This is a genomic window from Escherichia sp. MOD1-EC7011 (assembly GCF_002965005.1).
GTDB lineage: Bacteria > Pseudomonadota > Gammaproteobacteria > Enterobacterales > Enterobacteriaceae > Escherichia > Escherichia ruysiae.
On sequence record NZ_PTRD01000022.1, the window covers coordinates 87,957 to 114,825 of the forward strand.

Sequence of the window (26,869 nt, forward strand, 5' to 3'; positions counted from 1 at the left end):
GCCTACAAGACCGGGCTGATGGTTAATCCCACAAATCGCGCGCCGGATCGAGCACCGGGCGAATGATGCCCGCACGCACCGTAAAGTCGCCGAAGCCTTCACCCGCTTCACGCTCTTTCGCCCAGCGCCCTATCAGTTCATCAAGCGACGCCAGGATTTCCGGCTCGGTGATGTTTTCTTTATACATCCGAGGGATACGTGTCCCAATGCGGTTGCCGCCAAGATGCAGGTTGTAGCGACCCGGCGCTTTACCCACCAGGCCCACTTCAGCCAGCATCGCGCGACCACAACCGTTCGGGCAGCCTGTTACACGCATCACGATATGCTCATCGCTGACACCATGTTTCGCCATTAAATTATCGATGTTGTCGATAAAAGACGGCAGGAAACGCTCCGCTTCCGCCATTGCCAGCGGGCAAGTCGGGAATGACACGCAGGCCATCGAGTTTTCACGCTGCGGCGTGACGACATTCATTAACCCGCTCTCTTTGGCGATCTTCTCGATCTTCGCTTTCTCGCTTTCCGGCACACCGGCGATGATCAGATTCTGGTTCGCCGTAATGCGGAAATCGCCTTTGTGGATCTTCGCGATCTCCAGCAGACCGGTTTTCAACGGACGCCCCGGATAATCGAGAATACGACCATTTTCGATAAACAGCGTCAGGTGCCAGTTATCATCAATGCCTTTAACCCAGCCGATGCGATCGCCGCGTCCGGTGAACTCATACGGACGGATCGGTTCGAACTTGATCCCCGCGCGACGTTCCACTTCCGCTTTAAACGTCTCAACACCCACACGTTCCAGCGTGTATTTGGTTTTGGCATTTTTACGATCGGTTCGATTACCCCAGTCACGCTGAGTCGTCACGACGGCTTCCGCCACCGCCAGGGTATGCTCCAGCGGCAGATAACCAAATTCGCTCGCGGTGCGGGCGTAGGTTTTTTTGTTACCGTGTTCGATAGACAGCCCACCGCCCACCAGCAAATTGAAGCCTACCAGCTTGCCGTTTTCTGCTATTGCCACAAAGTTCATGTCATTGGCATGCAGATCGATATCGTTCTGCGGCGGGATCACTACCGTGGTTTTGAATTTACGCGGCAAATAAGTCTGACCGAGGATCGGTTCTTCATCAGTGGTAGCGACTTTCTCCTGATCGAGCCAGATCTCCGCATATGCACGAGTACGTGGCAGCAGGTGCTCAGAAATTTTCTTCGCCCATTCATACGCTTCCGCGTGCAGCTGCGATTCAAACGGGTTCGAGGTGCAAAGCACGTTACGGTTCATGTCGTTGGCGGTTGCCAGCGCATCAAGCCCGACCGAGTGCAGCATCTGGTGTGCCGGCTTGACGTTCTTTTTTAGAATGCCGTGGAACTGGAACGTCTGGCGGTTGGTCAGACGAATGCTGCCGTAAATCGTGTTGTCTTCAGCAAATTTATCAATCGCCTGCCATTGTCTGGTGGTGATCACTCCACCAGGCAGACGGCAGCGCAGCATCATCGCGTGACGTGGTTCCAGCTTCTGCTCGGCACGCTCAGCGCGGATATCGCGGTCATCCTGCTGATACATACCGTGGAAACGGATCAGCAGAAAGTTGTCGCCTTTAAAGCCGCCGGTCAGGCCGTCGTTTAAATCTTCAGCAATCGTGCCGCGCAGATAGTTGCTCTCAAGCTTCATGCGCTCCGCGTCTGCCAGTTTACCTTCGACCACTAAAGGCCCTGGATGTTTTTCGCTCATTAGTAGACATCTCGCTGATAACGGCGCTCAACGCGCAGCTCACTTAAAAATTCATCCGCCGCTTCGGTGTCCATGCCACCAAATTCGGCAATCACTTCCAGAAGTGCCTGTTCAACGTCTTTCGCCATGCGATTGGCGTCGCCGCAGACATAAATGTGGGCACCGTCATTGATCCAGCGCCACAGCTCTGCGCCCTGTTCGCGCAGTTTGTCTTGTACGTAAATTTTTTCTTTTTGATCGCGCGACCAGGCGAGATCGATACGCGTCAGCACGCCTTCTTTGACGTAACGCTGCCATTCCACCTGATAGAGGAAATCTTCCGTAAAGTGCGGATTACCAAAGAACAGCCAGTTTTTACCCGGCGCTTCGTCGGCGGCACGCTGCTGCATAAAGGCGCGGAACGGCGCGATGCCCGTACCGGGGCCAATCATAATCACCGGCGTTTCCGGATTAGCAGGCAAACGGAAGTTGTCGTTATGTTCGATAAACACCCGAACTTCGCCCTCTTCTTCCACGCGATCGGCGAGGAAGCTGGAGGCACCACCCGCACGGGCGCGACCTTCCACATCATAACGCACAACGCCGACGGTGATGTGCACTTCGCTCTCGACTTCCGCCTGCGATGAGGCGATGGAATATAAGCGCGGCGTCAACGGGCGCAAAATACCGATGAATGCATCAGCGTCCAGTTGTGCCGGAGAGAAACGCAACATATCGACAATTGGCGTGGTTGCCGCGTAATGCTGCAACTTCGCTTTATCGCCCACCAGCGGCAGCAGCGTTTCACTGCGCGTTAAAGTGGCGTAGTTCTCAACAATATTCGCGGTGTTGACGGTCAGTTCAAAATGCCACTGTAAGGCTTCTGCCAGCGGTAGCGTTTTGCCATCAACAGTGACAGGCTCATCGCCTTTCAACCACAGCAGTTCAACAATCTCTTTTACCAGTGCCGGATCGTTCTGATACCAGACGCCCAGCGCGTCGCCCGGCTGATAGTGCAGGCCTGAATCACCTAAATCGATCTCGATATGGCGAACGTCTTTTTCAGAATTGCGTCCGGTAATTTTCTGGTTAACCGAAAGGCTCGCCACCAGCGGCGCTTCTTTGCTATACGGGCTGGTGTGAATTTCATTTACCGCGCCAGTAGCGACAGATTGCGAAGGTGCCGCAACAGGCGCGCGGGACTTCAGAACATCAACCACGCGGGCGCGCCATTCGCTGGCGGCTGCCTGATATTCGACATCAGCATCAACACGGTCGAGCAGGCGCTCACCGCCCAGTTCCGCCAGCTTGCTGTCAAAATCTTTACCGGACTGGCAGAAAAACTCATAAGAGGTGTCACCAAGGCTAAACACGGCAAAAGCGGTATTTTCCAGCTTCGGCGCTTTTTTGGAGAACAGGAACTTATGCAGCGCGACGGCTTCTTCCGGCGGTTCCCCTTCCCCTTGTGTTGAAGTCACCACAATGAGCAGTTTTTCACTGGCGATTTGTTTGAATTTATAGTCGCCTGCGTTCACCAACTTAACGTTCAGTTTTGCCGCTAATAAGTCGTCACGTAACGCTTCAGCGACCCGGCGAGCATTACCCGTTTGCGAAGCGGAGATGATGGTGATACCCGGCATTTCTGCGCCAGGCGCAGGTGTAGCTGCAAGTGTACCTGGCTGCTGGTTAAGTATTCCCCAGAAATAGCCGGATACCCACGCAAGCTGGGTAGGTGTCAAATCAGTAGTGGCTGCCTGGAGGCGAGCCAGTTGCTCCGGGTTCAGCGGAAGCAAAGCGGAAGGTGGGGCCTGTGTCGTCATTCGTCGTTATGTTCCAGTAAGCAAAGCTGTTTCTGCGCCCTGTCTGCGCCCATAAAACAAAAGAGAAGGTAAGGTTAACGGGGCGAACGGTGTGGATTAAAGACGGGATAGCGATAACTAATAACCAAATCGACTAACCTGTTTTAGCAATAGTCTTTAACAACAAAATAGATTTATTAACCCAATGAAAATTAAATAAATATCGACCATCATTAAGATAATTAGGCTATTTTGCGCAACAAACCCATTTTAGATAATGCGAAAAAACAGGCTTTCCGGTACTCTACGCCCGTTTTGTCGTCCTGTAGAGAAATTATGATGTCCACCACGTTATTTAAAGATTTCACCTTCGAAGCCGCTCACCGCTTGCCACACGTCCCACAAGGGCATAAATGTGGTCGCCTTCACGGGCACTCTTTTATGGTGCGCCTGGAAATTACCGGGGAAGTCGATCCGCATACGGGCTGGATTATCGATTTCGCTGAACTGAAAGCGGCATTTAAACCAACCTATGATCGCCTCGATCACTATTATCTCAATGATATTCCTGGCCTGGAAAACCCGACCAGCGAGGTTTTAGCAAAATGGATTTGGGATCAGGTTAAACCGGTTGTTCCGCTGTTAAGTGCGGTTATGGTGAAAGAAACCTGCACCGCAGGTTGCATCTATCGCGGCGAATGATAATAGTGTGTCTGCGGTCAATTTCCCTTAAGTAACGCTATGTTAGGGTGTTGCGCTCTGGATATATGGGGCACGACATGGAAGACGACTGCGACATTATTATTATCGGTGCCGGCATTGCGGGCACCGCTTGTGCGTTACGCTGCGCGCGAGCGGGCTTATCCGTTCTGTTACTGGAACGCGCTGAAATCCCTGGCAGCAAAAATCTTTCCGGCGGACGGCTATATACCCATGCACTCGCGGAACTCCTCCCCCAATTTAACCTGACCGCGCCCCTTGAGCGACGCATCACTCACGAAAGCCTTTCTCTGCTAACGCCGGATAGCGCAACGACATTTTCCAGCTTACAGCCTGGCGGTGAATCCTGGAGTGTCTTACGCGCTCGCTTCGATCCGTGGCTGGTTGCCGAAGCCGAAAAAGAAGGTGTCGAGTGCATCCCTGGCGCAACGGTGGATGCACTACATATAGAAAACGGCAGAGTATGTGGCGTTATTTGTGGTGACGATATTCTCCGCGCTCGTTATGTGGTGCTGGCGGAAGGTGCCAATAGCGTACTGGCAGAACGTCATGGGTTAGTTACCCGCCCTGCTAGCGAAGCGATGGCGTTGGGAATCAAAGAAGTTCTGTCGCTTGAAAGATCCATTATCGAAGAACGTTTTCATCTGGAGAATAACGAAGGTGCGGCGCTATTGTTTAGCGGCGAAATCTGTGATGACTTGCCCGGCGGCGCCTTTCTTTATACCAATCAACAAACGCTTTCAGTTGGGATTGTTTGCCCGCTCTCTTCCCTTGCACAAAGCTGTGTTCCAGCAAGCGAGCTGTTAGCTCGTTTTAAAACACATCCGGCAGTGCGCCCGCTTATCAAAAACACGGAATCGCTGGAGTATGGCGCGCATCTGGTGCCAGAAGGTGGCCTGCACAGTATGCCGGTGCAATACGCTGGTAACGGCTGGTTGCTGGTGGGCGATGCATTACGCAGTTGCGTCAATACTGGAATTTCAGTGCGCGGCATGGACATGGCGCTGACTGGTGCGCAGGCAGCAGCGCAAACGCTGATTAGCGCCTGCCAGCACCGCGAGCCGCAAAATCTTTTTCCGCTTTATCATCACAACGTAGAACGTAGCCTGCTGTGGGATGTTCTACAACGTTATCAGCATGTTCCGGCGCTTTTACACCGCCCTGGCTGGTATCGGAAATGGCCAGCGTTAATGCAGGATATTTCCCGTGATTTATGGGATCAGGGTGATAAACCTGTTCCACCGCTGCGCCAGTTATTCTGGCGTCATTTACGTCGTCACGGATTGTGGCATCTGGCAGGCGATGTTATCAGGAGTCTGCGATGTCTGTAGCCCGTAATCTCTGGCGCGCGGCTGATGCGCCGCATATTGTTCCGTCTGATTCCGTTGAGCGCCAGACGGCAGAACGGTTGATTAACGCCTGCCCGGCAGGTCTTTTTTCGCTCACGCCGGAAGGTGATTTGCGCGTTGATTATCGTAACTGCCTGGAGTGCGGCACCTGCCGTTTGCTGTGCAATGAAAAAACACTACAACAGTGGCGCTATCCGCCTTCCGGATTCGGCATCACCTACCGCTTTGGATAAATAATAAGGATAATTTATGCCCCTCTTACACCTGCTCCGCCAGAATCCGGTGATTGCTGCCGTTAAAGATAATGCCAGTCTGCAACTGGCCATTGATTCTGAATGCCAGTTTATTTCCGTGTTGTACGGCAATATCTGCACCATCAGTCAAATCGTCAAAAAGATTAAAAACGCCGGGAAATATGCCTTTATTCATGTCGATTTGCTGGAAGGAGCGTCAAATAAAGAGGTCGTCATTCAGTTTCTGAAACTGGTGACCGAGGCGGATGGAATTATCAGCACCAAAGCATCGATGCTAAAAGCGGCAAGAGCGGAAGGTTTTTTCTGTATTCATCGTCTGTTTATTGTTGATTCAATTTCGTTTCACAACATTGATAAGCAAGTTGCGCAATCGAATCCGGATTGTATTGAGATCCTGCCAGGCTGTATGCCCAAAGTGCTGGGCTGGGTGACGGAAAAAATCCGCCAACCGCTGATTGCTGGCGGGCTGGTGTGCGATGAAGAAGATGCGCGTAATGCGATTAACGCGGGTGTCGTGGCGCTTTCCACCACGAATACCGGGGTCTGGACGTTGGCGAAAAAATTGCTTTAACGGGATTATCGTAACGGAATTTGTGTGGTTTATAGGCCACATCCGGCATTCAGCGCCTGATGCGACGCTAACGCGTCTTATCAGGCCTACAAGTCCCTGCCCCAGAACCGCATCCGGCTGTACGTTATTGGCACTCTGCGCGAATATTTGTCACCAGCGCCTCCAGTACCGCTTTCCAGTCATCTACCACGCCAACATCTGCCTGTGAAAATACCGCCGCGCTGGCGTCATGATTCACTGCCACCACAAACTGGCTATTACGCACGCCTGCCATTAACGCTGCCGCGCCGGACGCCCCGGCAACAATGCAAATCTCTGGCGCCAGCAAATGCCCGGAAATTCCAATCACTTTTTCCGCATCAAAACCACCGTTCATCACTCGCGCCCGACTGTAGCCCACTTCGGCGCCCAGCTTTTCAGCCAGCATAGCGATTTCATGGCTATCAGCCTCGCCACCCTGCCCCACCACCAACACCCGTCTGGCTTCTACTAATGGGTCACGGGTAGTATTTTTCAGGTTTTCGATGCTAACAAACCAGTCTGGAAGTGCGCCGGGGACAATGTTTAGTTGCTGCATACCGGATGGCAGCATAGCGTTTTTCGCTGCTCCAGCCTGGCGCGCCAGAGAAAGACATAGCGGACGTTTTTCTGTTTGCAGCGTCGCCGTCAGCGCATTTCCCCAGTGGGATTTGCGCACGCTTACGGTTGGAATATCTAACGAAGTTACCTGGCAGATACTGGCACCATGTACACGCCAGGCCAGCCGGGTAGCCAGTTCATCGCCAAACGCGCCCGACGGAAAGAGAACAACTTCCGCAGGCGTTCGCTGCCACTGTTCCACCAGCGCATCCAGCACTTGTTCCGCCACTACGGGCTGAGGTTCAATTCGCCAGTGCGTCAGTGTACAACCGCTGAAATCCTGTTCTGCCAGCCAGCCTGCCATTGCGGAATGATCCTGATTGATTGTCACGATGGCGATATTCATGGCTGCATCCTCTGGCACAAATAATCCCGCCACAGTATTTGTGCTTTTTCTTTAGCTGTTTGCCCATTAACCAGCGTCGCACCGCGCCGTTGCTCCGGTCTTTCCAGTTGCAGGCACTGTATCGCTGGCGCTTCTGCGACAAGAGTTTCGCGGGTAATCTCCGCTTTCCCCGCCGCCATACGCTGGCGCATCCCCGGTACAGGCAAGGCCACTTCGCCACACTGACGCACGGCAATCACCGCAGGTAAGCGGACACGGCAACAACGCAGCCCGTTTTCAGTACGCTGTTCGAAAGTGATAAACGGCGCGTCGAGAGTAAAACGCTCCACCTGCGTGAAACAGGGCCAGGCCAGTATTTCCGCCAGCAAAAACGGCGTTTGCCCGTTCTGACCTTCGCTGCTTTGGCAGCCGGTAATAATCAAATCCATCGGATTCAGGCGCTGCCATTCGGCAATATGGCGAGCGACAAATTCCGGGGCAAAACGCAGTATTGCCGTCGTCTCCAGTAATACAGCTTCCTCAAACCCAAGAGCAGTGAGATAGCGCAGCCAGTGCAACGCCCGTTCATCGCCCATGCTCAACGCGGTTAAAGTCATCGGCGTGCCACTTTTTCTCTGCGCCAACAGTAGCGCGGCAGCGGCCTGTTCATCAGCGCCGAGTAAACTTCGCAGCAACGAAACATCCGGCCCACTATGCCCCTGAGCCGCCGCCTGCCACTCTTTTTCCGCTAACATTCCGGCATCCGGTTCAGCTTTAAACGCTAACAGAATGTTCATTTGCACCTCCAACATTTCCCGCCGCCACCAGCGGGAGTGCTTTGGTTTCTGGCGCCCAAAGCCAGGTCACGATAAAACCAATCAATAACACTGCCGCCAGGAGCAATAAGGTGACCTGCATTCCCCACTGCGCCAGAATCCACGGCAGCAGGCCGGTACTTACCGCCGCGCCAAGTCGGCTCATGGCGGTGGCAAAACCAACGCCCAACGAGCGAATGTCAGTAGGAAAACTTTCCGCAGGCAAAATGCCCACCAGGTTACTGACTGCCGAAATGGTGGTACTGAAGAGGACAAAAAGCAGCAACGTTAGCGAACTGCCAGAAGGCAAACAGGCCATCACCATCAACGTGACCGCCAGCAGCAGAAAACTGCCAAGTAAAAATTTTCGATGTGCCAGCAGGTGGGTCAGGAATAAACCTAATATCGCGCCAACAATTAACAACGCATTGAGCATCAAGCTGGCAGTCAGCGCATCTTCCAGACCAATAGTCTGGGCGATAGTCGGCAGCCAGGTGTAAATCACAAACCACGGGATCACGAGGCAGACAAAGAACACGCTGTTAAACACCGTGCGTCGCCAGTAGCGCGAAGAGAACAAAGTTCTGATGTGTTTATGGGTCGCCGTTGCGACTTCATCGCCCAGTAAAACATGGGAACCAAAATAGCGATGTACGATAGCGTGAGCTTCTGCAAAACGTCCCTGACGCAGCAACCAGCGCGGCGATTCCGGCGTTCCCCAGCGTAAAAGCGTAATCAGCAAGGCTGGCAACGCCGCAGAAGCCAGCAGCCAGCGCCAGGCTTCCGGGCTTTCGCTAATAAAGTGATGTCCGGCAAGACTTGCCAGCACGTAGCCCACCGTCCATACCACGCTGAACGCCCCCAGCAAAATACCGCGATGGCGGCGCGGAGAAAATTCTGCCAGCAACGTGTGGCCTACTGAATAGTCGCCTCCCAGACCAATGCCGATCAAAATGCGCAGCCCAATAAGATGCTCTGGCGTAGTGGCAAAATATTGTAAAAACGAAGCGAGCGTAATCAGCAAGAAGCTGAAAGTGAAGATTTTTTGCCGGCCAATATGGTCGGAGATCCAGCCCAGAACCAGGCTGCCGATAAACAGGCCAAGCAGCGCCGAGCCGCCGATCATTCCCGCCATAAACGGCGTCAGTTGCATGACAGGCGTAAGCTGAATAATGGCGTAACCAATGACGCCAAGAACATAACCGTCGGTCAGGTGCGCGCCGAAAGTGAGCGCAGCAATTCGACAGTGAAAACGGTTAAGTGGTAAATCATCCATTCGCACCGGTGAAGTGTTCATCTTTACCCCTTCATTGTCCGGTAATAAGAACGGCTTCCCGGTTGAGAAGCCGAAAAGGCAACGTCCCGTCATCGCGGGACGCTGCCTGGAATATTATTTTTCAATCGGATAGATAGTACCCGTGTTCATAATGCCGTTAGGATCGAACTGCTTTTTCAGTCTTTCCAGCAATGCCCACGCGCTGCCGTGTTCCAGCTTGCTCCAGTGAACGCGATGTTTACCGATACCGTGGTGGTGCACCATCGAACCACCGAGGCGAATGGTTTCTTCGCAGATAATTTTGTTGAGCGGATTATGGTACTTGTCGATTTCCTCTTCCGGCTTACAGTCAACAACGTTGTAGTCGTAAACGAAGTACATGTTGGTGCCGTTCTGGTAGCTGTGAGAGGAGTGACCGCCCAGCATGGTGATGTCGTCGGCGTGTGGGAACTCGGTACGAATACGGTTGATGACGCTTTCGTAAATTTCGTGAATGCAGCTCCAGCAGCCGGACACTTCGGTGGTAAAGCCCATGTTGCCGGTTTTGAGGATTTGCACACGTTCGGCAGCCACTTTATCCGGTCCCCAGTTCAGGTTGTTAAACCAGGTTTCGATCAGCTTGCTGTCCACACGCTGGCATTGCGGGTAGCGGGCAACGATTTCCGCAATCCCTTCTCCCGTCGCCTTCGCAATGCGAGGGTTACCTTCAGCCATAAAGATCAGCACACATTTTCCGTCAGCAAAATGGGTGAAGTGTTGGGTGCCGTCTTCAGCGTCATACAAACGAGCGATCGACGGACGATACCCTTCCACCATGATTTCACGCAGGATGTTGAAGCCAGTTTTCATGTCTTCCAGAATATAGCCGTAGAAGAGGTTGTTTTCCGGGGTGAATTTGAAGATTTTCACTGTCACTTCAGTGATATAGCACAGTGCGCCTTCGTTGCCGATGATGATGTGACGAATGTCCGGGCCAGCCGCGCGGCGTGGCACGTTTTTAATGCGTGTCACGGTGCCATCTGCCAGTACCGCTTCCAGACCAACGACCATATCCTCAATAGCGCCGTAGAGTGTGGAGAACTGTCCGATACTGCGAGTCGCCACCAGGCCGCCCATCTGCGCCAGCGGTTTTGACTGCGGTGAATGCCCCGTGGTGTAGCCTTTTTCACGCAACGCGTTTTCCAGCACTTCCAGCGGAACGCCACATTGCGCCGTCGCCTGCATATTCTCAATATCAATATTAATGATTTGATTCATGGCGGAGCCATCGAGCACCACCGAGTTTTCCACTACGGTTTCCAGTCCACCTTCGGTGGCGGAAGCGCCGGTACGCGGCACACCGTTAATTTTGTGCGCATTCATAAAATTCAGCACACGGGATACTTGTTCTGTGGAACCGAGTTTTACGACCGCTGCCGGAATAGGCAAAGTATAAATACCATGAATATCCGGAAATTTACGAAAACGGTCAATGCTATTTTTCTTTAATACAGTTTCATCGGTAATAACGCGATCTGCACCAACAATTTCCTTTAGCTGGTCGACAATCGCTACGCGAGATAAAGACATAATAATTCCTTCCTGATAATAAAAATGGAATAGTCATTAATAAAAAAAACAGAAACCACCGTTATGGATTAGCGCACTAAATAACCGCCATCAACAACCAGCAAATGACCATTAACATAGTTTGAAGCCGGACTTGCGAGGAATATTGCTGCCCCCATTAAATCCTGAGTATCACCCCAACGGTTTGCCGGAATATGGTCAAGAACACGCTGATTAGTTTCTGGATTACTGCGTGTCGCCAGCGTAATATCTGTTGCATAATAGCCAGGGGCAATACCATTTACCTGAATATTATATTGACCTAGTTCATCACAATAAGCTTTGGTGAATCCGGCAAGGGCGTGTTTAGTGGCAGAATATGCTGGAGACCATTGCCCGCCCAGGTAAGAAAACAATGAACAGATATTAATGATTTTACCGCTTTTTTGCGGGATCATAATTTTTGCCGCTTCGTAACTCAGCTCAAAAGCGGCTGTCAGGTTCACATCAATCATCGGGTCCCAGTCAGCACGACCGAAGTCCAGCACCTTATTCAGCTTACAAATACCTGCGTTATTGACCAGAATATCGACGGTGCCAAAACGCTCACAACAGGCGGAGATGACCTTCTGTGGCGCGCCTTCTGCGGTGATATCCACCTGCATAAAATCAACTTCAACGCCCTGTTTTTCAATCATTTCCTTTGTTTCGCCATTATCTTTGACGAAGCTTGGAATAAAGATATTTGCACCTGCTTTTGCCAGTGCCATCGCAAATGCCTGGCCTAATCCGCTATTCCCACCGGTAACAATTGCCGTTTTACCTTTCAGGGAGAAAAAATCCATTGAGAACGCATTGAGAGATTCGATTGACATAGTTAGCTCCAATTTCCGTAAGACAAAAAAAAAGAAAGGTAACTTCCCCCGCGAGAGGGAAGTTACCTTTCTCATTATCTCTGGTAACTGGGAATAATTTTTAGCATAAGGACATAATCGCTTATGTGATCATAATCACAGTGTGCTATTTGTATTGTCAAATGTTTTTAAAAAGTAGAATCGTGATTACTCTCACACAACACCTCTGCTTTCCATGTTATTTCTTATCGCAATTACTAGAGACCTGAGAAAAGTAATCCTCCTGAAAGGGCGGCTTACTTTTCTCTTTTTTTTGTCTATTACAAATGGGAATACGATATGCAACACAACTCATATCGCCGTTGGATAACCCTCGCGATAATCAGTTTTAGCGGCGGCGTTAGTTTCGATCTGGCTTATTTACGTTATATTTACCAAATTCCCATGGCGAAATTTATGGGATTCAGCAATACCGAGATAGGTTTAATAATGAGTACCTTTGGTATTGCGGCTATTATTCTTTATGCCCCCAGCGGCGTTATTGCCGATAAATTTTCACACCGCAAAATGATTACTTCCGCGATGATCATTACCGGATTATTAGGCCTGATAATGGCAACATATCCACCATTATGGGTAATGCTTTGTATCCAGGTCGCGTTTGCGATAACGACGATTTTAATGCTGTGGTCGGTATCGATAAAAGCCGCCTCATTGCTTGGCGATCATAGCGAGCAAGGGAAGATCATGGGCTGGATGGAAGGGCTGCGCGGCGTCGGCGTAATGTCGCTGGCGGTGTTTACCATGTGGGTCTTTTCCCGCTTCGCACCGGATGACAGTGCCAGCCTGAAAACGGTCATTATCATCTACAGTGTGGTTTACATTCTGCTGGGCATCTTGTGCTGGTTTTTTGTTAGTGATAACAATAGCCTGCGTAGTACCAATAACGAAGAAAAACAGTCATTCCAGCTTAGCGACATCCTGGCCGTTTTGCGCATCAGCACAACCTGGTATTGCAGCATGGTGATTTTTGGCGTCTTCACCATCTACGCCATTCTGAGTTACTCCACCAACTATCTGACCGAAATGTATGGCATGTCGCTGGTGGCGGCGAGCTACATGGGGATTGTGATCAATAAAATCTTCCGCGCGCTGTGCGGTCCGCTTGGCGGCATTATCACCACCTACAGCAACGTGAAATCTCCTACCCGCGTGATCCAAATCCTTTCCGTAATCGGTTTACTGGCGCTGACTGCCCTGCTCGTCACCAACTCTAACCCGCAATCGGTCGCGATGGGGATTGGCCTGATTTTACTGCTGGGATTCACCTGCTACGCCTCACGTGGGTTGTACTGGGCCTGCCCCGGCGAAGCGAGAACGCTGTCTTACATTATGGGCACCACGGTAGGAATTTGTTCAGTGATTGGATTCCTGCCGGATGTCTTCGTTTACCCAATTATCGGCCACTGGCAAGACACTCTGCCCGCAGCAGAAGCCTACCGCAACATGTGGCTGATGGGCATGGCGGCGCTTGGCATGGTGATCGTCTTTACCTTTTTGCTGTTCCAAAAAATTCGTACTGCTGATAGCGCCCCCGCAATGGCTAACAGCAAGTAAGCCAGAAAAATTACAGGAGAAAAATCATGTCGAAAAAATACATCATAGGGATTGATGGCGGAAGTCAGAGCACAAAAGTGGTGATGTACGATCTGGAAGGTAACGTGGTTTGCGAAGGCAAAGGCTTATTACAGCCGATGCACACGCCGGATGCCGATACCGCAGAACATCCTGACGATGATTTATGGGCATCATTATGTTTTGCCGGTCACGATTTGATGAGCCAGTTTGCCGGAAATAAAGAAGATATTGTTGGCATTGGTCTGGGATCAATCCGTTGCTGCCGTGCGTTATTGAAAGCCGATGGTACGCCAGCCGCGCCGTTGATTAGCTGGCAGGATGCACGCGTAACGCGTCCCTACGAACACACTAATCCTGACGTGGCGTATGTCACCTCTTTTTCGGGCTACCTGACGCACCGTTTAACGGGCGAGTTTAAAGACAATATCGCTAACTATTTTGGTCAGTGGCCAGTGGATTATAAAACCTGGGCATGGGGCGAAGATGCCGCAGTGATGGAGAAGTTTAATATCCCTCGCCAAATGCTGTTTGATGTGCAAATGCCGGGCACCGTGCTTGGGCATATCACACCACAAGCTGCACTGGCGACACATTTCCCGGCCGGGCTGCCGGTGGTGTGTACCACCAGTGATAAACCGGTAGAAGCACTAGGTGCCGGGTTACTGGACGATGAAACGGCAGTGATTTCATTAGGCACCTATATCGCGCTGATGATGAACGGCAAAGCACTGCCGAAAGATCCGGTAGCGTACTGGCCGATTATGTCTTCTATTCCGCAAACGTTGCTTTATGAAGGTTACGGTATTCGAAAAGGCATGTGGACGGTAAGCTGGCTACGCGACATGTTAGGCGAGTCGTTAATTCAGGATGCCAAAGCGCAGAATCTGTCGCCGGAAGATTTGCTCAACAAAAAGGCGTCTTGCGTACCACCGGGTTGTAACGGACTGATGACGGTGCTGGACTGGCTGACCAACCCGTGGGAACCGTATAAACGCGGGATTATGATCGGCTTTGATTCCAGCATGGACTACGCATGGATATATCGTTCGATTCTGGAAAGCGTGGCGCTGACGCTGAAGAATAATTACGACAATATGTGTAATGAAATGAATCACTTTGCCAAACATGTGATCATTACTGGCGGCGGTTCGAACAGCGATCTGTTTATGCAAATTTTTGCCGACGTGTTCAACCTTCCGGCACGGCGTAACGCCATTAACGGCTGTGCAAGTTTGGGAGCAGCAATCAATACGGCGGTAGGTCTGGGTCTGTATCCGGATTACGCAACGGCAGTCGACAAAATGGTTCGCGTGAAAGATATCTTTATGCCTGTTGAGTGCAATGCCAAACGCTACGACGCGATGAATAAAGGCATTTTCAAAGACCTAACCAAACACACAGATGTGATTTTGAAAAAATCGTATGAAGTGATGCATGGTGAGCTGGGGAGTGCGGATTCGATCCAGAGCTGGTCGAATGCGTAAGTAAGGAAGACCGGGCGGGAAACTGCCCGGGCTGAACCCTACTGAAAGGTTTATCCCCACTGACACGGGGAACTCTCTAAACATAACCTATTATTAATTAATGATTTTTTAAGCCAGTCACAATCTACCAACTTTACAGGATCACACAAACAACACATCTACTATGTTAAAGAGCACTTAATCCATTGACTGAAAAGGTAAATATTTAAAATAAATCTATAAAAACTAAAATCTGCCAAACTTCACCGCAATAATTTTCACACCAGCGAAAAATTAACGCCACAGAATTTGTAGAGAATGGCAATGATTAGTCCAGGATAAGCAAAATGGAGGTTTTTCAGAGGCGACAAAGAATATAAATGAGTGGAATTCTTTTACAGGTTCCACCCATTTATAACGCTTATAAATGTTTAGTCAGGCAATATTCAAATATTTATGCGTTTGCATCGACAAACGCCAGTTCCGCGCAATGCAGGTATCGATACATAAACGCGTGGCATCTTCTTTCTGACTAATCGGCTGAAGGGCAATGACTCGCGGTTTATCATCGGTCAGCGTCGCCAACAATTCATCCAGTGCTTCAATATCCCGTACGCGTCCAACCGGATGTTTAATTTCATTAGCTCGTTCCAGCGCCTGAGACAACACTTCATAGCCGCCGCGCATGTTCAGCTTTGGCGACACGGTAACCCAGGTATTCGGTGTGCAACGCACTTCATGAGTGCCGCTGGTTTCGATCTGGCAGCTAAAACCATTCTTTTCGAGCAGGTCAGTCAATGGCAGCAAATCATGAATGCAAGGTTCACCACCAGTAATCACCACGTGACGCGCGGTATACCCCTGACGACTAATGACCGCTAACAAATCTTCGCTGCTCGCAGCCCCCCACTTATCACTCTCTTTGGTTTTCGCCAAAATGCTAAAAAGAGAAACTTCCCGATCCTCAAGTTTTTCCCATGTGTGTTTGGTATCACACCAGGCACAGCCGACCGGGCATCCCTGTAAACGAATAAAAATGGCGGGGACGCCGGTAAAGTAACCCTCACCTTGCAGGGTCTGGAACATCTCGTTAATCGGGTACTGCATAGCATTCTCTGTAAAGTGGATAATTGTTAATTATTGCAGATTTCCCCCGCCCGGTCATGCGCAGCGGCTGTGCTATAAATGGACGTAAAAAAACCCGCCGAAGCGGGTTTTTTATTAAGATGCTAAGTCAGACTTATGCCTGGCCTTTGATCTCTTTACGACCGTTGTACGGTGCTTTTTCGCCCAGAGCTTCTTCAATACGAATCAGCTGGTTGTATTTAGCAACGCGGTCAGAACGGCTCATAGAACCAGTTTTGATCTGGCCTGCAGCAGTACCAACAGCCAGGTCAGCGATGGTAGCGTCTTCAGTTTCGCCAGAACGGTGAGAGATAACTGCAGTGTAGCCAGCATCTTTCGCCATCTTGATTGCAGCCAGAGTTTCGGTCAGAGAACCGATCTGGTTGAATTTGATCAGGATGGAGTTAGCGATACCTTTTTCGATACCTTCTTTCAGGATCTTGGTGTTGGTTACGAACAGGTCGTCACCAACCAGCTGGATTTTGTCGCCCAGAACTTTGGTCTGGTATGCGAAACCGTCCCAGTCAGATTCGTCCAGACCGTCTTCGATAGAAACGATCGGATACTGTTTGGTCAGTTCTTCCAGGAAGTGAGTGAATTCTTCAGAGGTGAACGCTTTGTTGCCTTCGCCAGCCAGAACGTATTTACCGTCTTTGTAGAATTCAGAAGCTGCGCAGTCCATCGCCAGAGTGATGTCTTTGCCCAGTTCATAACCAGCAGCTTTAACAGCTTCAGCGATAACAGCCAGAGCTTCAGCGTTGGAACCCAGGTTCGGCGCATAGCCACCTTCGTCACCAACTGCAGTGTTCATGCCTTTCGCTTTCAGAACTTTTGCCAGGTGATGGAAAACTTCAGAACCCATGCGGATGGCTTCTTTCACAGTTTTCGCGCCAACCGGCTGAATCATGAATTCCTGGATATCAACGTTGTTGTCAGCGTGCTCACCACCGTTGATGATGTTCATCATCGGAACCGGCATGGAGTATTTGCCCGGAGTACCGTTCAGTTCAGCGATGTGCTCGTACAGCGGCATACCTTTAGCAGCTGCAGCAGCTTTGGCGTTAGCCAGAGATACAGCCAGGATTGCGTTCGCGCCGAATTTGGATTTGTTTTCAGTGCCGTCCAGGTCGATCATGATCTTGTCAATGCCAGCCTGATCTTTAGCATCTTTGCCAATTAGCGCCTGAGCGATCGGGCCGTTTACCGCAGCAACAGCTTTGGTTACGCCTTTGCCCAGGAAACGGGATTTGTCGCCATCGCGCAGTTCCAGTGCTTCACGGGAACCAGTAGAAGCACCTGACGGAGCAGCTGCCATACCGACGAAACCACCCTCCAGGTGTACTTCGGCTTCAACAGTCGGGTTACCACGGGAGTCGATGATTTCACGACCGATGATTTTTACGATTTTGGACATTAGGGTTTCCTCAAGTCACTAGTTAAACTAAAACTCCAGACAAACAACGCGTACCCTGGGTACGCGTTGCCGTTCTAACTTTTTTACTTACTTCGCCTGACGTTTCTGGAACTCACTGGCGGCTTTCACAAAGCCTGCAAACAGCGGGTGACCATCACGTGGAGTAGAAGTAAACTCCGGATGGAACTGGCAAGCCACGAACCACGGGTGATTCGGAACTTCGATGATCTCGACCAACTGATCATCCCCGGAACGGCCCGCAACGCGCAGACCTGCATCTTCAATCTGTTTCAACAGCATGTTGTTGACTTCGTAACGGTGACGATGACGCTCAACAATTGTCGGCGCATTGTACAGCTGGCGAACCAGGCTATCGTCAACCAACTGGCACTGCTGTGCGCCGAGACGCATGGTGCCACCGAGATCGCTCTTCTCGCTACGAACTTCAACGTTGCCGTTTTCATCACGCCACTCGGTAATCAGCGCCACAACCGGGTACTTACAGTCTGGCACAAATTCCGTAGAGTTGGCGTTCTCCATGTTGGCAACATGTCGAGCGTAATCAATTAACGCCACCTGCATACCCAGGCAAATGCCCAGATAAGGAATATTGTTCTCACGCGCAAAGCGTGCGGTAGTAATCATGCCTTCTACGCCACGATAGCCGAAACCGCCAGGTACGAGGATCGCGTCCAGACCTTTAAGGATTTCAACACCGCGCGTTTCAACATCTTGTGAATCGATCAGTTTGATGTTGACGCTGACACGATTCTTCAGCCCACCGTGTTTCAGTGCTTCAATCACGGATTTGTAAGCGTCCGGCAGTTCGATGTACTTACCGACCATACCGATGGTGACTTCACTCACCGGATTCGCTTCTTCAAAGATAACCTGTTCCCATTCGGACAGATCCGCTTCCGGGCAGTTCAAGCTGAATCGTTTACAAATATAATCGTCCAGCCCCTGAGATTTCAACAGGCCCGGAATTTTATAGATGGAATCGACGTCTTTCAGAGAAATAACCGCTTTTTCCGGAACATTACAGAACAATGCAATCTTCGCACGTTCGTTTGCCGGTACGGCGCGATCTGAACGACAAATCAGGATGTCAGGCTGGATACCGATGGAGAGCAGCTCTTTTACAGAGTGCTGAGTCGGTTTGGTTTTCACTTCACCAGACGCTGCCATGTACGGCACCAGCGTCAGGTGCATAAACAGAGTATGTTCGCGGCCAATTTCAACAGCCAACTGGCGAATCGCTTCGAGGAACGGCAGAGATTCAATATCACCTACAGTACCGCCGATTTCGACCAGAACCACGTCGTGGCCTTCGCCACCGGCAAGAACGCGTTCTTTGATAGCGTTAGTAATGTGCGGGATAACCTGTACGGTTGCGCCGAGATAGTCGCCACGGCGTTCTTTACGCAGAACGTCAGAGTAGATACGACCCGTGGTGAAGTTGTTACGGCGGCTCATTTTGGTACGAATGAAACGCTCGTAGTGCCCCAGGTCCAGGTCGGTTTCAGCGCCGTCTTCAGTAACGAACACTTCCCCGTGTTGGATTGGGCTCATAGTACCTGGATCGACGTTGATGTACGGATCCAGTTTCATGATGGTCACATTGAGGCCACGGGCTTCAAGAATGGCTGCGAGGGAGGCTGCGGCAATGCCTTTACCCAGAGAGGATACGACCCCGCCGGTCACAAAAATATAGTTCGTTGTCATGCTGAACCTGAGAAGTTAGGTTGAAAAGACGATGGAATAACCAGGACGGGAAAGCAGTATACCCGAACATGACCTGTGCCACAAACTTTCATTATCCCTCCTCTTCGCCAGCGCACTATTGAAATCAGGAGTGAGAAAATAGCCCCTTTGGGGTAAATGTTTTTGACGCAAATCAATCGCTTGTCATTTAAAAAATGACACAAATCGCGCTTGACCGCGTAATTCCCTTAGAGATCAATTTCCTGCCGTTTTACCTGTTGCCAGACTTCTTCCATTGTTTCGAGGTCAACACCTGTCATTTCCAGTCCACGCGCGGCAACAATACGCTCCACTTCGCGAAAACGACGCTCGAATTTTTCGTTTGCTTTTTGCAATGCAATTTCCGCTTTTGTCCCTAAATGGCGAGCCAGGTTGACCGTAGCAAACAGCAGGTCACCCATTTCTTCCTCCAGTTTAGCCTGGTCGACAACAGCCTGCCGCGCCTCGTACATCACCTCGTCGATCTCTTCGTAGACTTTATCGACCACGGGGCCAAGTGTTGTCCAGTCGAAGCCAACGTTGGCGCAGCGTTTCTGGATTTTTTGCGCACGCATTAAGGCCGGTAAACTACGAGGAATATCGTCCAGCGCCGAATGCTGCGCTTTCTGTGCGCGTTCTTCAGTTTTTATTTGCTCCCAACGGGCAAGCACTTCACTGCTGTTTTCGGCAGAACTGTCGGCAAAAACATGCGGATGGCGACGCTCTAATTTATCGCTAATCGCAGCGCAAATATCATTAAAGTCAAAGCGCCCTTCTTCCTGGGCCATTTGCGCGTAAAACACCACCTGGAACAGCAGATCGCCAAGTTCACCGCGCAGATCGTCAAAATCTTCGCGGGCAATGGCATCCAGCACTTCGTAGGTTTCTTCAAGGGTATAAGGTGCAATAGAGGCGAATGTCTGCTCTTTATCCCACGGGCAGCCGTTATCCGGGTCGCGAAGACGCTGCATAATAGTGAGCAAACGGTCGATTTGATTCATTGGAATGTCCTGAAAATTGCGGGTCTGTCAGGTGTAATACCTTCGAGTAAAAGATATCGCTGGATACGGCTGACGCCATATCCAGCTATGTAAGATTAACTCCCGTGCAACCGACGCGCGTCGATAACGTCCGGCACCTGATTGAGCTTACCCAACACGCGCCCCAGCACCTGCAGGTTATAAATCTCAATGGTCATGTCGATGGTCGCCAGTTGCTGTTTGGTATCGCTACGGCTGGCCACGCCCAGTACGTTCACCTTCTCGTTGGCGAGAATGGTGGTGATATCACGCAACAGACCGCTACGATCGTTCGCCGTTACGCGAACCACCAGCGAATACCCAGCGGAGTAGCTTTCGCCCCATACCGCGTCAACAATGCGTTCCGGCGCATGAGAGCGCAGTTCCGCCAGTTGTTCGCAATCGGCGCGGTGTACTGAAATACCACGTCCCTGGGTAATAAAGCCGACAATCTCATCCCCAGGAATCGGCTGGCAGCAGCGTGCGATGTGGTGCATCAGGTTGCCGACACCTTCTACCACCACGCGACCGTTATCTTTACTGCGGTTTTGCGGCGTATAGCTTTTTTGCTGAAGCTGCTTCAGCGCGGCGGCGTCCTGCTCTTCGGCACTCGGCTTATTAAATTGCGATTGCAGGAAGTTCACCATCTGATTGAGACGGATATCCCCGCCGCCAATCGCCGCCAGCAACTCATCAACATCATTGAAGTTGTAACGCGGCAGCAGGTGTTTTTCTGCTTCTTTCAGGCTGATCCCCAGATGTTCCAGCTCGTCGTCAAGGATTTGCCGCCCAGCCAGAATATTTTTGTCACGATCCTGTTTACGGAACCAGGCGTGAATTTTCGAACGCCCACGGCTGGTTGTGACGTAACCGAGGTTTGGGTTTAACCAGTCACGGCTGGGGTTCGGCTGTTTCTGGGTGATAATTTCGATCTGGTCGCCCATCTGCAACTGGTAGGTGAACGGCACGATGCGCCCGCCAATTTTTGCCCCGATGCAGCGGTGTCCGACATCACTGTGGATGTGGTAAGCGAAGTCCAGCGGCGTTGATCCCGCAGGTAAATCAACCACATCACCTTTCGGCGTAAAGACGTACACCCGGTCGTCAAAGACCTGGCTGCGTACTTCGTCGAGCATTTCGCCGGAATCGGCCATCTCTTCCTGCCACGCAATCAGTTTACGCAGCCAGGCAATCCGGTCTTCATGTCCCGAACGTGCGCCGCCAGCAGCCGCGCCTTCTTTGTATTTCCAGTGCGCAGCAACGCCCAGTTCTGCATCTTCATGCATCTGTTTGGTGCGGATTTGGATCTCAACGGTTTTACCGCCCGGCCCCAGCACCACGGTGTGAATAGACTGATAACCGTTCGGTTTCGGGTTCGCGACGTAATCGTCGAACTCATCCGGCAGATGGCGATAGTGAGTGTGCACTATCCCCAACGCGGCGTAGCAGTCCTGTAAACGCTCGGCGACAATACGTACTGCACGCACATCAAACAGCTCATCAAAGGCGAGATTCTTTTTCTGCATTTTGCGCCAGATGCTGTAGATGTGTTTCGGACGACCATACACTTCAGCTTTAACGCCTTCAGCTTTCATCTCAGCGCGCAGATGACCGACAAACTCTTCGATGTAGTGTTCGCGGTCGAGGCGGCGTTCATGCAGCAGTTTTGCAATGCGTTTGTATTCGGTCGGGTGGAGATAACGGAAGCAGTAATCTTCCAGCTCCCATTTCAGTTGCCCGATCCCGAGACGGTTCGCCAGCGGCGCGTAGATATTGGTGCACTCTTTTGCCGCCAGTACGCGTTCATCTTCCGGCGCGTCTTTTACTTCGCGCAGATGAGCAATACGCTCTGCCAGTTTGATGACCACGCAGCGAAAATCATCGACCATCGCCAATAACATCCGGCGAACGTTATCGACCTGTTCAGAGGAAACAGAATCGGTGTGCGTCGCTTTCAGCTGGCGGATCGCCGCCATATCACGCACACCGTGAATGAGATTCACGACCGACTTACCGACGCTCTCACGCAGCACATCTTCGCTGACTACGTTGGCATCCGCCAGAGGGAACAGCAGCGCCGCCCGCAGCGTGTCAATGTCCATACTTAATGTCGAGAGGATCTCCACCATCTCAACACCACGCCACAATAGCAGACTGGCATCCGGATGCCCCTGCGTCTGCTGCAGACAATACGCCCAGGTTTCGGCTAAGCACTCACACGACTTCTGGCTGGTAATACCCAGACTTGCGATCCATTTTTGCGGATCAAATTCACCAGCCTTATTGATATGTGCACTTCTTACCGCAACCATCGTCCTCTCCTTTAGGGACCAGACCTGCCGAAATCAGCAAATCGTAACTATTTTACGCGCGAGAAAAGTACCATCGATTCCAGATGTCCCGTGTGTGGGAACATATCCAGCATCGCCAGCCGCGCAATGGTATATCCTGCTTTTAATAACGCTTCGCTATCCCGAGCCAGCGTTGCAGGGTTACAGGATACATAAACTATACGAATGGGTTCCAGTTTTATAATTTGTTGCATAACACCTGCGGCACCTGCTCGCGCTGGGTCCAGCAACACTTTATCGAAGCCGCTTTTCGCCCACGGCTGCTTTGTGACATCTTCTTCAAGATTTTCGTGATAAAACGTCACATTTTGTAAGCCATTAAGGCGCGCATTCTGCTGGCCTTTTTCCACCAGTGCCGGAACACCTTCTACGCCCACCACGTTTGCCGCACGAGTGGCTAACGGCAGCGTAAAATTGCCCATGCCGCAGAACAGATCCAGCACGCGCTCGTCAGGTTGCACATCCAGCCACTCCAGCGCGCGCGCCACCATTTTCTGATTCACGCCCGCGTTGACCTGAATAAAATCGCGCGGGCTAAAAGTTAAGCGCAACCCGTTTGAGTCATACCAGGGCATCTCACCAGAGACCGTTTCGAGTATCTCACTATCGGGGGCGAGATACAGATCCAGGCCTTCAGAATGCGAAAAGCGTTCCAGTTTTTCGCGATCAGCCGAACTTAGCGGTGCGGTATGGCGCAAAATTATCAGCGTGCCGCTGGTTGCCTGCACCAGTTCAACATGCCCAAGGTGGCGCATTCCCTGTAAGCTCGTCAGACATGCTCTGACTTTGGGCAGCAATGCTTCAAGTTGGGGCACTAAAACAGGGCATTGTTTAACATCGACAATGTCACTGGAACCCGCTTTGCGAAATCCCATCTGGAGTTGTTGTGTTTTAGGTTGATAGTTCAGACTTAAACGCGCACGACGCCGATAGCCCCAGGGGACGTCGGCGATCACTTCAGAGACGTCGTGTTTCATTAACCGGGCGAGCGCCGCACTTTTGCTTCGCTGCTGTAAATCCACGCTGGCGTGTTGTTGCTGACAGCCACCGCATACGCCAAAATGAGGGCAGCGTGGCGTTTCGCGTTCCGGACTGTCGCTTAACCGCCGTACGACTTTAGCGCGGGCATACTGTTTTTTATCTTCAGTAACAGTCACTTCCGCTTTTTCGTGCGGCAATAATCCGGGGATAAATAGCGTTTTGCCGTTATGTCGCGCCACGCCCTGACCAAAAGAGTCGAGGTCGTTGACTGAAACGGTTATGATCTGACGCGTCGTCGTGCGTCGTTTTGCAGAGTAGAATTGCGCCATTGGCGAGACTTTCTCAATTTAACAGTGTGACCTTAATTGTCCCATAACGGAACTCCATGACCAACTACAGCCTGCGCGCACGCATGATGATTCTGATCCTGGCACCGACCGTCCTTATTGGTTTATTGCTGAGTATCTTTTTCGTCGTACACCGCTATAACGACTTGCAGCGTCAACTGGAAGATGCCGGTGCCAGCATTATTGAGCCACTTGCCGTTTCTACCGAATATGGCATGAGCCTGCAAAATCGCGAATCTATCGGTCAGTTAATAAGCGTACTGCATCGTCGCCATTCCGATATTGTTCGCGCGATTTCGGTTTATGATGAAAATAACCGACTCTTTGTCACCTCCAATTTTCATCTTGATCCTTCATCAATGCAGCTCGGCAGCAACGTGCCGTTTCCTCGCCAGCTCACTGTCACACGTGACGGCGACATTATGATCCTGCGCACACCGATTATTTCTGAGAGTTATTCCCCCGACGAATCGCCCAGTAGTGATGCCAAAAATAGCCAGAATATGTTGGGATATATTGCGCTTGAGCTGGATCTTAAATCGGTTCGCTTGCAGCAATATAAAGAGATCTTTATTTCCAGTGTGATGATGCTGTTTTGTATCGGTATTGCGCTTATTTTTGGCTGGCGCTTAATGCGCGATGTAACCGGTCCAATTCGTAACATGGTGAATACCGTCGACCGCATCCGTCGTGGGCAACTCGACAGCCGGGTGGAAGGATTTATGCTCGGCGAGCTGGATATGCTGAAAAACGGTATCAACTCGATGGCAATGTCGCTGGCAGCTTATCACGAAGAGATGCAGCACAATATCGACCAGGCGACGTCCGATCTGCGGGAAACGCTGGAGCAAATGGAAATTCAGAACGTTGAGTTGGATTTGGCGAAAAAGCGCGCCCAAGAAGCGGCACGTATTAAATCCGAGTTTCTGGCAAATATGTCACATGAGCTGCGTACACCGCTGAATGGTGTTATTGGCTTTACCCGCCTGACGCTGAAAACAGAATTAACGCCAACACAGCGCGATCACCTGAATACCATTGAACGTTCGGCAAATAATTTGCTGGCAATTATTAATGATGTTCTCGACTTCTCGAAACTGGAAGCGGGCAAGCTGATTCTGGAAAGTATTCCGTTCCCATTGCGTAGCACGCTGGATGAAGTCGTTACCCTGCTGGCACATTCTTCTCACGATAAAGGGCTGGAATTAACGCTCAATATTAAAAGCGACGTGCCCGATAACGTTATTGGTGACCCACTGCGTTTACAACAAATCATCACTAACCTGGTGGGGAATGCGATTAAATTCACCGAGAATGGCAACATTGATATTCTGGTAGAAAAACGTGCGCTAAGTAATACTAAAGTGCAGATTGAAGTGCAGATTCGTGATACCGGTATTGGTATTCCTGAACGCGATCAATCGCGCTTATTCCAGGCCTTCCGACAGGCTGATGCCAGTATTTCCCGCCGTCATGGTGGCACCGGGCTGGGGCTGGTGATCACACAGAAACTGGTTAATGAAATGGGCGGCGATATTTCGTTCCATAGCCAGCCGAATCGCGGTTCTACCTTCTGGTTCCACATTAATCTCGATCTGAACCCGAATATTATTATCGAAGGGCCATCTACCCAGTGCCTCGCCGGTAAGCGTCTTGCCTATGTCGAACCGAACTCCGCAGCAGCACAATGTACGCTGGATATTTTAAGTGAAACGCCGCTGGAAGTGGTTTATAGCCCAACGTTCTCCGCGCTGCCTCCCGCACATTACGACATGATGTTGTTAGGGATTGCAGTGACCTTCCGCGAGCCGCTGACGATACAACATGAGCGGTTGGCGCAAGCGGTGTCAATGACCGATTTCCTGATGCTGGCGCTTCCTTGTCATGCACAGGTCAATGCCGAAAAACTCAAGCAAGATGGTATCGGCGCGTGTCTACTGAAACCGTTAACGCCTACGCGCCTGTTGCCAGCACTGACGGAATTTTGTCATCACAAACAAAACACACTTTTGCCTGTTACCGATGAAAGTAAGCTGGCAATGACAGTCATGGCGGTTGATGACAACCCCGCTAACCTGAAACTTATCGGCGCGTTGCTGGAAGATATGGTGCAACATGTGGAGCTTTGCGATAGCGGGCATCAGGCCGTTGAACGAGCAAAACAGATGCCGTTCGATTTGATCTTAATGGATATTCAAATGCCGGACATGGACGGCATTCGGGCGTGCGAACTCATCCACCAGCTCCCACATCAGCAGCAAACGCCGGTTATCGCGGTAACGGCACATGCGATGGCAGGGCAAAAAGAGAAACTGCTTGGCGCGGGGATGAGCGATTATCTGGCAAAACCGATTGAAGAAGAGCGATTGCATAATTTGCTGTTGCGCTACAAGCCTGGCAGCGGTATTTCCTCTCGCGTCGTAACACCAGAAGTGAACGAAATTGTGGTGAACCAGAATGCAACCCTCGACTGGCAACTGGCACTACGCCAGGCAGCAGGAAAAACCGATTTAGCGCGCGATATGCTGCAAATGTTGCTCGATTTCCTGCCAGAAGTTCGCAACAAAGTTGAGGAACAACTGGTTGGAGAAAACCCGGAAGGTCTGGTTGATTTAATTCATAAACTGCATGGCAGTTGCGGCTATAGCGGTGTGCCGCGTATGAAGAATCTCTGCCAGCTGATTGAACAACAGCTACGCAGCGGTACTAAAGAAGAAGATTTGGAGCCAGAGCTTCTGGAATTGCTGGACGAGATGGATAATGTGGCGCGAGAAGCCAGCAAAATTCTCGGATAATGGACGTCTTGTCGAGTAGCAATCGGCTTTTTATGACGCTGGTTTCAGATTGGTGACAAAGTGCCTGTGTTTATGCCGGATGCGGCGTTAACGCCTTATCCGGCCTACAAAACCAATTAAATTCAATGA

20 protein-coding genes are annotated in these 26,869 nt (G+C 51.0%); 7 read left to right on the plus strand and 13 right to left on the minus strand.

From position 1 onward, the window contains the following. Positions 1-22: 22 nt before the first annotated feature. The gene (cysI, locus tag A7098_RS10985) at positions 23-1,735 is read right to left on the minus strand and encodes an assimilatory sulfite reductase (NADPH) hemoprotein subunit (RefSeq protein WP_001290645.1); all 1,713 of its coding nucleotides are present in this window, start codon (positions 1,733-1,735) and stop codon (positions 23-25) included. Beyond that, positions 1,735-3,534, minus strand: coding sequence for an NADPH-dependent assimilatory sulfite reductase flavoprotein subunit (gene cysJ / locus A7098_RS10990; protein WP_000211335.1), 1,800 nt, complete (start codon positions 3,532-3,534; stop codon positions 1,735-1,737). Before cysJ ends, cysI begins: the two co-directional genes overlap by 1 nt. Positions 3,535-3,849: 315 nt before the next feature. On the opposite strand from cysJ, the gene queD reads away from it, so the two are divergent. The 4 genes from queD to A7098_RS11010 all read left to right on the plus strand — a co-directional run bounded on the left by queD (position 3,850) and on the right by A7098_RS11010 (position 6,407). Continuing rightward, positions 3,850-4,215, plus strand: a complete 366-nt coding sequence (queD, locus tag A7098_RS10995; RefSeq protein ID WP_016159619.1) for a 6-carboxytetrahydropterin synthase QueD — start codon at positions 3,850-3,852, stop codon at positions 4,213-4,215. Positions 4,216-4,292: 77 nt separating this feature from the next. Continuing rightward, positions 4,293-5,564 carry an FAD-dependent oxidoreductase gene (locus tag A7098_RS11000; protein ID WP_105280794.1) on the plus strand — a complete coding sequence of 424 codons (1,272 nt, stop codon included), beginning with the start codon at positions 4,293-4,295 and terminating at the stop codon, positions 5,562-5,564. Beyond that, entirely contained in the window at positions 5,555-5,815 is a 261-nt protein-coding gene (locus A7098_RS11005; protein ID WP_000109515.1) for a ferredoxin family protein, read from the plus strand. The genes A7098_RS11000 and A7098_RS11005 overlap by 10 nt, the downstream gene beginning before the upstream one ends. 16 nt (positions 5,816-5,831) lie before the next feature. Continuing rightward, the gene (locus tag A7098_RS11010; RefSeq protein ID WP_001130278.1) at positions 5,832-6,407 is read left to right on the plus strand and encodes a glycerol-3-phosphate responsive antiterminator; all 576 of its coding nucleotides are present in this window, start codon (positions 5,832-5,834) and stop codon (positions 6,405-6,407) included. 124 nt (positions 6,408-6,531) lie between these two features. Here the strand turns inward: A7098_RS11010 and A7098_RS11015 are convergent, their stop codons facing one another. The 5 genes from A7098_RS11015 to A7098_RS11035 all read right to left on the minus strand — a co-directional run bounded on the left by A7098_RS11015 (position 6,532) and on the right by A7098_RS11035 (position 11,885). Continuing rightward, complete coding sequence (locus A7098_RS11015; RefSeq protein ID WP_001017363.1) at positions 6,532-7,392, minus strand: FAD-binding protein; 861 nt, start codon at positions 7,390-7,392, stop codon at positions 6,532-6,534. Next, entirely contained in the window at positions 7,389-8,168 is a 780-nt protein-coding gene (locus A7098_RS11020; RefSeq protein WP_085461095.1) for an electron transfer flavoprotein subunit beta/FixA family protein, read from the minus strand. The genes A7098_RS11015 and A7098_RS11020 overlap by 4 nt, the downstream gene beginning before the upstream one ends. Then, complete coding sequence (locus A7098_RS11025; RefSeq protein WP_001098115.1) at positions 8,146-9,483, minus strand: MFS transporter; 1,338 nt, start codon at positions 9,481-9,483, stop codon at positions 8,146-8,148. Before A7098_RS11025 ends, A7098_RS11020 begins: the two co-directional genes overlap by 23 nt. A gap of 93 nt (positions 9,484-9,576) precedes the next feature. Further along, positions 9,577-11,031: an FAD-binding oxidoreductase gene (locus tag A7098_RS11030; RefSeq protein WP_105280795.1), complete on the minus strand. Its 1,455-nt coding sequence runs from the start codon at positions 11,029-11,031 to the stop codon at positions 9,577-9,579. Between the two features lie 68 nt (positions 11,032-11,099). Next, positions 11,100-11,885, minus strand: coding sequence for an SDR family oxidoreductase (locus tag A7098_RS11035; protein ID WP_105280796.1), 786 nt, complete (start codon positions 11,883-11,885; stop codon positions 11,100-11,102). Positions 11,886-12,203: 318 nt separating this feature from the next. Here A7098_RS11035 and A7098_RS11040 point away from each other — a divergent pair, with 318 nt between their 5' ends. Both A7098_RS11040 and A7098_RS11045 read left to right on the plus strand, forming a co-directional pair. Further along, positions 12,204-13,481, plus strand: coding sequence for an MFS transporter (locus A7098_RS11040; RefSeq protein ID WP_105280797.1), 1,278 nt, complete (start codon positions 12,204-12,206; stop codon positions 13,479-13,481). Between the two features lie 26 nt (positions 13,482-13,507). Beyond that, positions 13,508-14,986, plus strand: a complete 1,479-nt coding sequence (locus tag A7098_RS11045) for an FGGY-family carbohydrate kinase (protein WP_105280798.1) — start codon at positions 13,508-13,510, stop codon at positions 14,984-14,986. A 414-nt stretch (positions 14,987-15,400) separates the two neighbouring features. On the opposite strand, the gene queE is transcribed toward A7098_RS11045, so the two are convergent. The 6 genes from queE to rlmD all read right to left on the minus strand — a co-directional run bounded on the left by queE (position 15,401) and on the right by rlmD (position 23,927). After that, complete coding sequence (queE, locus tag A7098_RS11050) at positions 15,401-16,072, minus strand: 7-carboxy-7-deazaguanine synthase QueE (protein ID WP_001199980.1); 672 nt, start codon at positions 16,070-16,072, stop codon at positions 15,401-15,403. 133 nt (positions 16,073-16,205) lie between these two features. Beyond that, entirely contained in the window at positions 16,206-17,504 is a 1,299-nt protein-coding gene (eno, locus tag A7098_RS11055; RefSeq protein WP_000036723.1) for a phosphopyruvate hydratase, read from the minus strand. Positions 17,505-17,591: 87 nt separating this feature from the next. Continuing rightward, positions 17,592-19,229, minus strand: coding sequence for a glutamine hydrolyzing CTP synthase (pyrG, locus tag A7098_RS11060; protein WP_000210857.1), 1,638 nt, complete (start codon positions 19,227-19,229; stop codon positions 17,592-17,594). Between the two features lie 227 nt (positions 19,230-19,456). Next, positions 19,457-20,248, minus strand: coding sequence for a nucleoside triphosphate pyrophosphohydrolase (gene mazG / locus A7098_RS11065; RefSeq protein WP_001071625.1), 792 nt, complete (start codon positions 20,246-20,248; stop codon positions 19,457-19,459). Between the two features lie 95 nt (positions 20,249-20,343). Beyond that, positions 20,344-22,578, minus strand: a complete 2,235-nt coding sequence (gene relA / locus A7098_RS11070; RefSeq protein WP_105280799.1) for a GTP diphosphokinase — start codon at positions 22,576-22,578, stop codon at positions 20,344-20,346. 47 nt (positions 22,579-22,625) lie between these two features. Then, on the minus strand, positions 22,626-23,927 hold the full coding sequence (rlmD, locus tag A7098_RS11075) for a 23S rRNA (uracil(1939)-C(5))-methyltransferase RlmD (RefSeq protein WP_105280800.1): 1,302 nt from the start codon (positions 23,925-23,927) through the stop codon (positions 22,626-22,628). A 56-nt stretch (positions 23,928-23,983) separates the two neighbouring features. Here rlmD and barA point away from each other — a divergent pair, with 56 nt between their 5' ends. Then, the gene (barA, locus tag A7098_RS11080) at positions 23,984-26,740 is read left to right on the plus strand and encodes a two-component sensor histidine kinase BarA (protein WP_000186436.1); all 2,757 of its coding nucleotides are present in this window, start codon (positions 23,984-23,986) and stop codon (positions 26,738-26,740) included. Positions 26,741-26,869: the final 129 nt, after the last annotated feature.

What these genes read in the sequence shown, in the direction of transcription:
- A7098_RS11030 (WP_105280795.1), bottom strand. Translation starts at nt 11,031, where the DNA reads ATGTCTTTATCTCGCGTAGCGATTGTCGACCAGCTAAAGGAAATTGTT.
- eno (WP_000036723.1), bottom strand. Translation starts at nt 17,504, where the DNA reads ATGTCCAAAATCGTAAAAATCATCGGTCGTGAAATCATCGACTCCCGT.
- A7098_RS11020 (WP_085461095.1), bottom strand. Translation starts at nt 8,168, where the DNA reads ATGAACATTCTGTTAGCGTTTAAAGCTGAACCGGATGCCGGAATGTTA.
- cysJ (WP_000211335.1), bottom strand. Translation starts at nt 3,534, where the DNA reads ATGACGACACAGGCCCCACCTTCCGCTTTGCTTCCGCTGAACCCGGAG.
- barA (WP_000186436.1), top strand. Translation starts at nt 23,984, where the DNA reads ATGACCAACTACAGCCTGCGCGCACGCATGATGATTCTGATCCTGGCA.
- A7098_RS11010 (WP_001130278.1), top strand. Translation starts at nt 5,832, where the DNA reads ATGCCCCTCTTACACCTGCTCCGCCAGAATCCGGTGATTGCTGCCGTT.
- relA (WP_105280799.1), bottom strand. Translation starts at nt 22,578, where the DNA reads ATGGTTGCGGTAAGAAGTGCACATATCAATAAGGCTGGTGAATTTGAT.
- A7098_RS11045 (WP_105280798.1), top strand. Translation starts at nt 13,508, where the DNA reads ATGTCGAAAAAATACATCATAGGGATTGATGGCGGAAGTCAGAGCACA.
- A7098_RS11025 (WP_001098115.1), bottom strand. Translation starts at nt 9,483, where the DNA reads ATGAACACTTCACCGGTGCGAATGGATGATTTACCACTTAACCGTTTT.
- pyrG (WP_000210857.1), bottom strand. Translation starts at nt 19,229, where the DNA reads ATGACAACGAACTATATTTTTGTGACCGGCGGGGTCGTATCCTCTCTG.
- A7098_RS11015 (WP_001017363.1), bottom strand. Translation starts at nt 7,392, where the DNA reads ATGAATATCGCCATCGTGACAATCAATCAGGATCATTCCGCAATGGCA.
- rlmD (WP_105280800.1), bottom strand. Translation starts at nt 23,927, where the DNA reads ATGGCGCAATTCTACTCTGCAAAACGACGCACGACGACGCGTCAGATC.
- mazG (WP_001071625.1), bottom strand. Translation starts at nt 20,248, where the DNA reads ATGAATCAAATCGACCGTTTGCTCACTATTATGCAGCGTCTTCGCGAC.
- A7098_RS11035 (WP_105280796.1), bottom strand. Translation starts at nt 11,885, where the DNA reads ATGTCAATCGAATCTCTCAATGCGTTCTCAATGGATTTTTTCTCCCTG.
- queE (WP_001199980.1), bottom strand. Translation starts at nt 16,072, where the DNA reads ATGCAGTACCCGATTAACGAGATGTTCCAGACCCTGCAAGGTGAGGGT.
- queD (WP_016159619.1), top strand. Translation starts at nt 3,850, where the DNA reads ATGATGTCCACCACGTTATTTAAAGATTTCACCTTCGAAGCCGCTCAC.
- A7098_RS11040 (WP_105280797.1), top strand. Translation starts at nt 12,204, where the DNA reads ATGCAACACAACTCATATCGCCGTTGGATAACCCTCGCGATAATCAGT.
- cysI (WP_001290645.1), bottom strand. Translation starts at nt 1,735, where the DNA reads ATGAGCGAAAAACATCCAGGGCCTTTAGTGGTCGAAGGTAAACTGGCA.
- A7098_RS11000 (WP_105280794.1), top strand. Translation starts at nt 4,293, where the DNA reads ATGGAAGACGACTGCGACATTATTATTATCGGTGCCGGCATTGCGGGC.
- A7098_RS11005 (WP_000109515.1), top strand. Translation starts at nt 5,555, where the DNA reads ATGTCTGTAGCCCGTAATCTCTGGCGCGCGGCTGATGCGCCGCATATT.